The sequence below is a fragment of the Mesorhizobium sp. M0060 genome (genome assembly GCF_040323155.1).
GTDB lineage: Bacteria > Pseudomonadota > Alphaproteobacteria > Rhizobiales > Rhizobiaceae > Mesorhizobium.
On record NZ_JAMYUP010000046.1, the window covers coordinates 37,201 to 45,727 of the forward strand.

Genomic DNA, 8,527 nt, shown 5'->3' on the forward strand with positions numbered 1-8,527 from the left:
CCCATGCCAACATCCAACAACCCGCCATTTCCCGCGGCCCTGCGCCTTTTCTCTATGGTGGTCATCATCGTCCTGATCGTAGGCGCCGGCCTGTTTTTCGCGCCTGCGCTGGTCAAGCCGGGCTGGCCTTGGGCCGTCACGCCGTTCAATGCCCGCTTCCTCGGCGGCTTCTACACCGCCGAAATGGTCGTGATGGCGGCGCTGCTGGTCTGGAATCGCTGGTCGCCCGGCAGGCTCGTGCTCGTCATGGCCTTCATCTTCACCGTCATCGTGTCGGTGGCTTCGTTCATCAATCTCGGCTATTTCAACTTCGAGCGCAAAGCGCCCTGGCTCTGGTTTTTGGTCTATCTTGCTTCGGTCGCGGTATCCGGGCTGTTCCTGTGGCGGGCCAGGGCCCGTCCTTCTGCAAAAGGCGTGACCTTAAACCCCGCATGGCGTGGCTACATGCCGGTGGAATCGGCGATCCTTGGACTCTATGGCGTCGGCCTGTTGCTGTTTCCCTTGACGTTCAGCAGCATCTGGCCATGGCCGGTCGATGCCTTCCACGCTCAGGTCTACAGCGCCATCTTCCTCGCTGGTGCGGGCGGCATATATCTCGTCTGGAGAAACGCGCCGCGCGAGGAACTGCTGGTGCTCGGCTTGGCGCAGTTTCTGATTGGCCTGCTTGCCATCCTTGGCCTCGTCATCACCGATGCTGCGGTGCACCGGATCGACTGGACGGCGACCGGGACATTGTGCTGGCTCGCCCTTTTCGGCTGGATCGGCATCAGCGGCGTCTTCAAACTCTACGCCGCCTCCTGGTATTTTAGCTCGCAATCGGCATCATAGGTTGCAGAGACGGCTGGATTTTCAGGTGACGTCCGGTGCATCGTGCCGGGCCGATTGCCTTCGCCGGGAACGCCATGACCAGCACGACCTCGCCATCCTCCGAGAAAATCCAGCCGCAGCTCCGGTCCGTCCGGCCAAGCGATGCGGAGGCGCTTTGCGCTATCTTCAACATGCCGGGCTTCCGCTGGGGCACGCTCAGGATGCCCTTCGAGATGGTGGAGCAGGTGGAGCGGCGCATCGCCAAGTCCGGCCAGGAAACCACCTGGATCGTTGCCGAGTTGGACGGCAGGGTCGTCGGCCATGGCAGCCTGGTCGTGCAGGGTTCGCCACGCCGTTCGCATATCGGCGAGATCAATATCGGCCTTGACGATGCCTTTGTCGGCAAGGGCATCGGCTCTGCCATACTTGGCGCGCTGCTTGACGTGGCCGACAACTGGCGCGCCCTGAAGCGGGTCGAATTGACCGTCTATGCCGACAACGAACCGGCCGTCCGTCTCTACACAAGCCACGGCTTCGAGGTCGAAGGTCGGCATGTGAAGGCCGGTTTTACCGACGGGCAGTACCACGACCTCCTGAGCATGGCCCGGCTGCGGTTCTGAGATACGCTGTTTGGCCTTAACTGTTTAGCCGATCTAACAATTCGTGCCGAGTCGGCGAACAGGTGATTGCTCATGGAGAACTCCGTAGGATGCGGCCAATTTCGTCTCACCATTGACGATCTATGTGTGGGCCGGCCGCATCCAGCAAATCTGGTCTCCCTTGGCGTTTGAACCGCAAGCGGCTAGACGGGACCAATGACCGCCGTCTTTGATCCAACCCCTACGCCTCCGGCGGAAATTCTGGCTGTGCTGTCGCTGCTCTGCCCGGAAGTCGCGCGTGACATCGAGCAGAACTGGAATGCACCGGTTTCCGATTACGCCCGCCATCTGTGGCGGCCGGTGGCAAGGCCTGCATCGGGCCCGGCGATCGCTGCCCGCTCGATCCTGCGCGAAGTCCTGCATCAGCGCCTTGGTGTGATCATGCAGCCTGAAGAGATCGGCAAGGCCCTCGAAGAGTTCGAGCACAGACCGGTGATTCAGTCCGGCCTGCACTGCCTGCTTCTGATGGACCGGATCACCTTCGATGCCCTCCTGCTTGCCTGGCTCGGCGCGGTCGAAAACGGGCTGTCGGCCTTCTTCGGCTTCATGGGAACGACGATGACCATGGAGACAATTGGCCGGGAGGGGCCGGGATGGCTAGATGTCGGCGACGACAAGGTCAACCTGTTTGGCATGGGGCGGCACAAACTGTGCCGCAAAAGCGCCTGCGTGGCCGGTCCCGTCGCCCTCAACAAGCGCGCGCTCGAAGCGGTGGGCGATGAAACGGATGCCAGCCGCTGGCTGGGCACACTGCTTGCCAGCCAGGACAAGGTGTTTGGAACCGCCGCCGATGCGCTGACAGCCCTCAACGAGGATCTGGTCGCCAATTGGGATCGTTCCGGCATGGCCCTGCCGGTTTTCATCGATGATCGGCTCGCCGCGGCTGCCATGGCGCGGCATCTAGAATATGACGGCAGCCTTCTTTCCAGGCTGCTCATTGAGCCCACAAGGCGCCAGCGTCTCGAACGTGCCTTGCAAGAGGCCGCATCGAGCCCATTTGGCAGATTCCTGCCCAATGCCACGGCCCATTTCTGGGGCATCCGCGAGGAGCGCGTGCGCAAGCTCGTCCTCGAGAACGGGCACCTGATCGAGCCTGACAGGCCGCATGGTCTTTCCATCCCGTTCGAGCGGCCGCATCTCAAGCAGGCGCTGCTGGACGGCGTGCTGCTGCCGAACTTGTTCCTGATGTTCCTCGTCCTTGCTATATTGCCGCGCGTGCGGGTTGTGGGCGGCCTGAGACAGATTGGCTATGTAGCGCTTTTCCACTCGATCCTGTTGGCTGTGCTGGACGAGAACGCGCCGGAAGAGCGCGATCTGGCTGCGGAGCTGCAGGTTCGGGAAAATGCCTGGGGCATGCGGGTCATCGATGAAAAGATCTCGGTTCGCGAGCAGCTTGCCGGCCTGCCGGAAGGGGCGCTCTTCCCGGACCTGCTCCGGCAATACCGATTGCGGACACTTGCCGAGACGACCGACGACCTGAAGCTGGTTCGCGAAAACGCCCGATGGCGCAAGATCGGCCAGACAGAGATCAAGGCGACCTGAGCCTCACTTCAGGCCTTATTCCAGGTTGATTTTCTAGTGCGCAACCGCAAGCGACGCGATCTATCTAACCTGACATGGCCCCACCTGTCATTGCACGACACCGGCCTTGCGGAGCCCGTCCACCACGAGTTCGAAATCGGCAGGGTTCTTGTAGGGCAAGACTTTGCGACGGTATTCCAACGAATAGTCGGGATTGACGCGAAGCACCTCCTGCCATGCCGCGCGGGCCTCGGCGAAACGGCCCAGATGGCCGTAGCTGGCGGCCAGAAGCGCGCGCGAGACGTCGGTGACAGCGTTGCGAGCCAGCCGTTGCATCAAGAGGTCAACGGCCTCTTCGTACCTTCCTAGTTGAAACGAGGCCAAAGCCTGGAAGTGCAGAAGCACATCCGGAAAGTATGGATTCAAGGTCTTCCCCCGGGCGAAACTCTCGAGGGCTTCCTCGGATCTGCCCGAATAGTACAGCGCCTCGCCGAGGATGACGTGCCCTTCGGCGAAGTTCGGATTGAGGACTATCGCGCGCTCGGCCTCGTTGATGGCCCCATCGTGCCGTCGTGTGTACAGCTTGGCCATAACCAGCGCCCAGTGCGCCCAGGGATCGCTGCCATCCAGCGTTACCGCTCGCGTTGCGGCCTCTTCCGCTTGCGCCATCGATTCCGGCGGCGACGCACTCCACCTGTTCAGGTAATCGAGTCCGTGCGTGAGGGCGAGGAAAGCGTGGGCAGAGGCAAATTTCGGGTCCAGTTCGATGGCACGTTGCAAGAGGTCGCGGGCTGCGACGTTCGTCTCCTTCATCAGCCGGTGCCACAGCTCCCGGCCCCGCAGGAAACAGTCATACGCCTCCGTGCTGCGCGGGTGCTCGGGCGCCAGCCGCTGACGGTCACCCTCAGTCAGATTGAGCGCCAGCGCACCGACGATCTGCTGCGTCACGTCGTCCTGCACGGCGAATATGTCGGTCAGGTCGCGATCGAACCGCTCCGCCCAAAGATGGCCGCCCGAGGTTGCATCGATGAGCTGCGCGGTGATGCGCGCCCTGTTCCCCGACTTGCGTACGCTGCCCTCAAGTACATGCCGCACGCCGAGCTTCGTGCCCACCTCCTGCACATGCACGTTCTGGCCCTTGAAGGTGAACGACGAATTGCGTGCGATGACGAAGAGCTGCGACAGTTTGGATAGCGCCGTGATGATGTCTTCAGAGATGCCGTCGGCGAAGTAGTCCTGTTCGGCGTCACCGCTCATGTTGGCGAACGGCAGGACGGCGATCGACAGCTTCGGCGGCGCTGCCGTCGCCGGCCGGCTCGTCGCGGTTTCCGAGCTCGCGGCCGGCTTGGTCCCGGCGCTACCGACTTGCAGCGAATAGACCCGGATCGGCTCGGCGATGTTCTTGAGCTGCGTGCTGCCGAGATCGCTGACCGAGAGGTCGAGCCTCGCCTTGACCTGGCGATAGGCATCCTCGGACAGGCAGATGGCGCCGGGCGCCGCGACGCCCTCCAAACGCGAGGCGATGTTGACGCCGTCGCCCATCAGGTCGCCGTCGCTTTCTTCGACCACATCCCCCAGATGGATGCCGATCCTGAACTCGATGCGGCGGTGTTGCGGCACGCCGGCATTGCGCTCAACCATACCATTCTGAACCTCAACGGCGCAGCGCACGGCATCCACCACACTGCGGAACTCAACCAGCGCCCCATCCCCGGTGCGCTTGATCACCCGCCCGTGGTGCACTGCGATGATCGGATCGATCAGGTCGCTGCGCAGTGCCCGCAACCTCGCCAAAGTACGATCTTCGTCCGCGCTCGCGAGCCGGCTGTATCCGACCACATCCGCAGCCAGGATTGCAGCTAGCTTACGATTCTCGCTCATCTGTCCGTCTCCTCATCTCCACGATAGCAGGAAGACGGAGGGTAAGAGGGAACTTTCGCAAACGACGGCCACGCAGCCGCTTGAATCGGCAGCGCTCTGCCACCGGACCCACACGGATCGCTCGATGCCCATTTGCGCTGCCGCTTGCCGTTCGACGGCTATCGGTGCATCCTTGTGAATAGCCTGGCCGTGAAGTGCGTGGCGAGATCACGCCGTTACGGCCTCTAGTGAGGTCTTGTTCGATGGACTGCTCGGGCTGCGGTTTCGAGGTTGAGGGCGGTTACGCCTTCTGTCCGAAGTGTGGCAGGCGCCAGCCCGTGCCATGCGCCAGTTGCGGCTACCCCTGCGCACCTGATTTCGAGTTCTGTCCGAAATGTGGGGCAAGCGTCGGTGCGCCCGCAAAAGTCGTCGAACGGCCTGCTCCGACACCAAGCCGGACCATTGTGCCGCCTTCTCGAACTCCGTCGCTGCTTCCGAACATCGAAAGTGAAGAAGGGCTGCATCCCGTCTCAGACGCCGATCGCCGGACGGTAACGGTCCTGTTCGCCGACCTTTGCGGCTTCACGACACTCAGCGAGCAGCTCGACCCCGAGGTCACGCAAGCGCTGCAGAACGAACTGTTCAAGGAATTGACGGCGGCCGTGCGAAACTTTGGTGGTTTCGTCGACAAATTCATCGGCGATGCACTGCTCGCTTTGTTCGGTGCGCCGGTCGCGCATGAGGACGATCCGGAACGTGCGCTTCGCGCCGCTCTCGACATGATCGCCCGGACGGCGCGGCTCGGCGAAAGCGCCCCCCACTCCGGCTCGCCTCTGTTACTCCACATCGGCATAAACACTGGTCCGGTCGTCACCGGCGGATTGGGCATCGGCACCGCCAAATCCTATTCGGTGACCGGCGACACAGTGAATACGGCGCAACGCCTGCAATCGCTGGCCGCACCGGGTGAGGTGCTGGTAGGCGAGCTCACTCACAGGCTGACCCGGCATGCCTTCTCTTACGAGTCGTTGGGTGATGTCGTGCTTCGCGGCAAGGCTGGCAGTGTGCTCGTCCATCGACTGGATGCACCGCTTGCGGCGCCGCGTGCAGCGCGTGGGCTCGAGGCGCTCGGCCTCAGCGCGCCGATAATAGGTCGTGGTGCGGAGCTCCATAGAATGCTGGCGAGCCTTGACCAGGCGTGCGGCGGCTCGGCCCAACTTGTCCGCCTCGTCGGAGAAGCCGGTATCGGGAAATCGCGGCTGGTGAAGGAGTTCGTCGCCCGCGTCGGCGACGAGGATCGTTTTCGCAACGTCGCCGTGCGGCAGGCCACGTGCTCACCGCTGGGCGAACAATCATTTGGCGCCTTGGGCGCAGTGGTGCGCAGCGCTGCCGGGATGATGCAAAACGACAATGGGGACGAAATGCGGGGGAAGCTCGCAGGCTTGCTTACCGATCTCGGCCTGCAGGGCGAGGAGGCGAAGCGGCTGATGCCTTTGCTCTACCATGTGCTTGGCCTTGGCGACCCCGATGCCACCTTGCAGCATGTCGAGCCCGAGCAGCTGCGGCGGCAAATTCTCTACGCAGTCCGCACAATCATCGAACGGCGGCTTGCGTTGTCGCCGCTGCTGATTGTCGTCGAAGACCTGCACTGGGCCGACGCCGTGTCGCTCGAGGCACTACGTTTCGTGATGGACAGGTTGGAACGCACGCGGTTGATGTTGCTGGTCACGCATCGTCCGGCGCCGGACAGCGACCAGCTCGACTCAAGTCGGGTCAGTCACACAGCGCTCAGGCTTTCGCCGCTCAACAGTGACGACGGACGCAGCCTGCTGGCGGCGCTTTTCGGCGAGAGCTGGGTAAACTCCGCAGGAAGGCTTCCTGACCAGATCCTCGAGCGCGCGGGCGGCAACCCCCTTTTTGTAGAGGAGATCGTTCGCGGCCTTATCGATCGCGGTGTACTGATGCGCGAGGGCCAGCGATGGCGGACTGTGGCAGGCGAAGTCGCAACCGGCATTCCCGCCACTATCCAGGCAATGTTGCTTGCTCGCGTCGACCGGCTGCCCCAAGAGGTGCGCCGGTTGGCCCAGGAAGCCGCGGTAATCGGCCCGCGCTTCGATGCCACACTTCTGAAAACCGTGACAGCCGACCCCGGCCGGCTAGAAGCCGGCTGCGAACTGCTTTGCGATGCGGAAATCATCGAGGAAGTTGCCGGATCAGGCTCGGTCTCGTCGCAAAGCTACCGCTTTACGCAAACATTGCTGCAGGACGTGATCTACCAGAATCTGCTCCTGCAACGCCGGACCGACATCCACGGGCGGGTCGGTGCTGCCTTGGAGCAACTGTGCGGCGACAAGCCGGAACGGCTCGAGGATTTGACCGTGCTCGGTCATCATTTCGCACAGAGCGCCGAGCGGGAGAAGGGCGCGTATTACCTGCAGGCGGCGGGCGATCGCGCTCGCATGATATACGCCAACGACGACGCCCTTCGTTTCTACGAGCGAGCACTGACTGCGTTGGACGCGATCGGGCAAACACCGCTCAAACTGGCAATTGCAGAGCGCATTGCCGATTTGAGCGGCCCGGTAGGCCGCCGCGAGATCGCGCACCACCACTACGAGACGGTGTTGCAGGCATACCGCGAGTCAGCCAATCGTGTCGCTTCGGCGCGGGTTTTGCGTAAGATCGGTCGGCTGCTCTGGGACGTTGGCAAGCGGGACAACGCAGAATCCCGCTATGCTGAAGCGGCAGCGCTCCTCGATGGAGCGGATGCCCCGATCGAGCAGGCGCATCTGTGGCAAGAACGTGGCCGACAGGCGTTCCGTAGCGGAGATCACGCTCTCGCGGCAAAATGGGCAGACGCGGCGCTGGATTGCGTACGCACTCTGACAACGGAGAATGTCTCCGAGGTAGGGTGTGATGCCACTCTTGTGACCGCCGAGGCACTTAATACCAAGGCTGTTGCGCTGGCTCGCCTTGGGCGAAACCGTGAAGCCGTGCGTCAGGTTGAGCGTAGCATTGAATTGGCCGAAGCCGCCGGTCTACTGGGCGCGGCCTGCCGCGGCTACACCAATCTCGGCGTGCTTTACACGACCATCGATCCGGCAAAGGCGATGGAGGTCTGTCGGCGCGGTCTTGAAGTGGCGCGCCATATTGGTGATTTGGGTTTCCAGGCGCGCCTCCTCGCCAATCTGGCGGTCGCTTGTTGTACTTTCACGGATCGCTGTCCAACGGAGGGCGTGCCTGCTGCCGAGAAGGCCATCGAGATCGACCGGGCGCTCGACCAGCGCGAGCACCTGCCGGTGCCGTTGATCGTGCTTGGGCAGATCCACCAGTGCCACGGCCGTCCGGAACTGGCGGTTGGCTTGTTCCACGAAGCACTGGACGTGGCCCGCGAAACGGGTGAACCGCAACTGCTGTTTCCGTGCTATGATGGTCTTGCAACGCTTAATCTCGACCTCGACAATCTGGCCGAGGCCGAACGCTACTTTTCCCTGGCGCAGGGTATATGCGCCCAGCACGGGCTCGACCCGGAAGCGCTTGTGGTGCTGCCTTTTCTCGACTAGCCGGGTGGGAGGTTGGAAATGTCCGCGCGTAGTGACTTGGTACCGCTTCAACTGGGCGACCGTGCGCCCAACGTGGTGCTCGACGCCATTACCCAGGAGGGCAAGATCGCGCTCGAC

General features: G+C 62.7%; 5 protein-coding genes and 1 pseudogene. 5 read left to right on the forward strand and 1 reads right to left on the reverse strand.

Annotated features, from left to right (window positions below; genetic code table 11):
* Nucleotides 1-3: 3 nt before the first annotated feature.
* From NKJ94_RS28605 to NKJ94_RS28615, 3 genes are all read left to right on the forward strand, one after another.
* Complete coding sequence (locus NKJ94_RS28605; protein ID WP_352529924.1) at nucleotides 4-828, forward strand: hypothetical protein; 825 nt, start codon at nucleotides 4-6, stop codon at nucleotides 826-828.
* A 74-nt stretch (nucleotides 829-902) separates the two neighbouring features.
* Complete coding sequence (locus NKJ94_RS28610; RefSeq protein ID WP_352529926.1) at nucleotides 903-1,427, forward strand: GNAT family N-acetyltransferase; 525 nt, start codon at nucleotides 903-905, stop codon at nucleotides 1,425-1,427.
* 195 nt (nucleotides 1,428-1,622) lie between these two features.
* Nucleotides 1,623-3,008, forward strand: coding sequence for a hypothetical protein (locus NKJ94_RS28615; RefSeq protein WP_352529928.1), 1,386 nt, complete (start codon nucleotides 1,623-1,625; stop codon nucleotides 3,006-3,008).
* 87 nt (nucleotides 3,009-3,095) lie between these two features.
* Here NKJ94_RS28615 and NKJ94_RS28620 read toward each other — a convergent pair whose 3' ends face one another.
* Nucleotides 3,096-4,868 (reverse strand): adenylate/guanylate cyclase domain-containing protein, encoded by a 1,773-nt coding sequence (locus NKJ94_RS28620; RefSeq protein ID WP_352529930.1) that lies wholly within the window; start codon nucleotides 4,866-4,868, stop codon nucleotides 3,096-3,098.
* 242 nt (nucleotides 4,869-5,110) lie between these two features.
* On the opposite strand from NKJ94_RS28620, the gene NKJ94_RS28625 reads away from it, so the two are divergent.
* Both NKJ94_RS28625 and NKJ94_RS28630 read left to right on the forward strand, forming a co-directional pair.
* Nucleotides 5,111-8,410, forward strand: a complete 3,300-nt coding sequence (locus NKJ94_RS28625) for an adenylate/guanylate cyclase domain-containing protein (protein ID WP_352529934.1) — start codon at nucleotides 5,111-5,113, stop codon at nucleotides 8,408-8,410.
* 18 nt (nucleotides 8,411-8,428) lie between these two features.
* Nucleotides 8,429-8,527 (forward strand): annotated as a pseudogene (locus NKJ94_RS28630) (AhpC/TSA family protein); the annotation flags it as partial.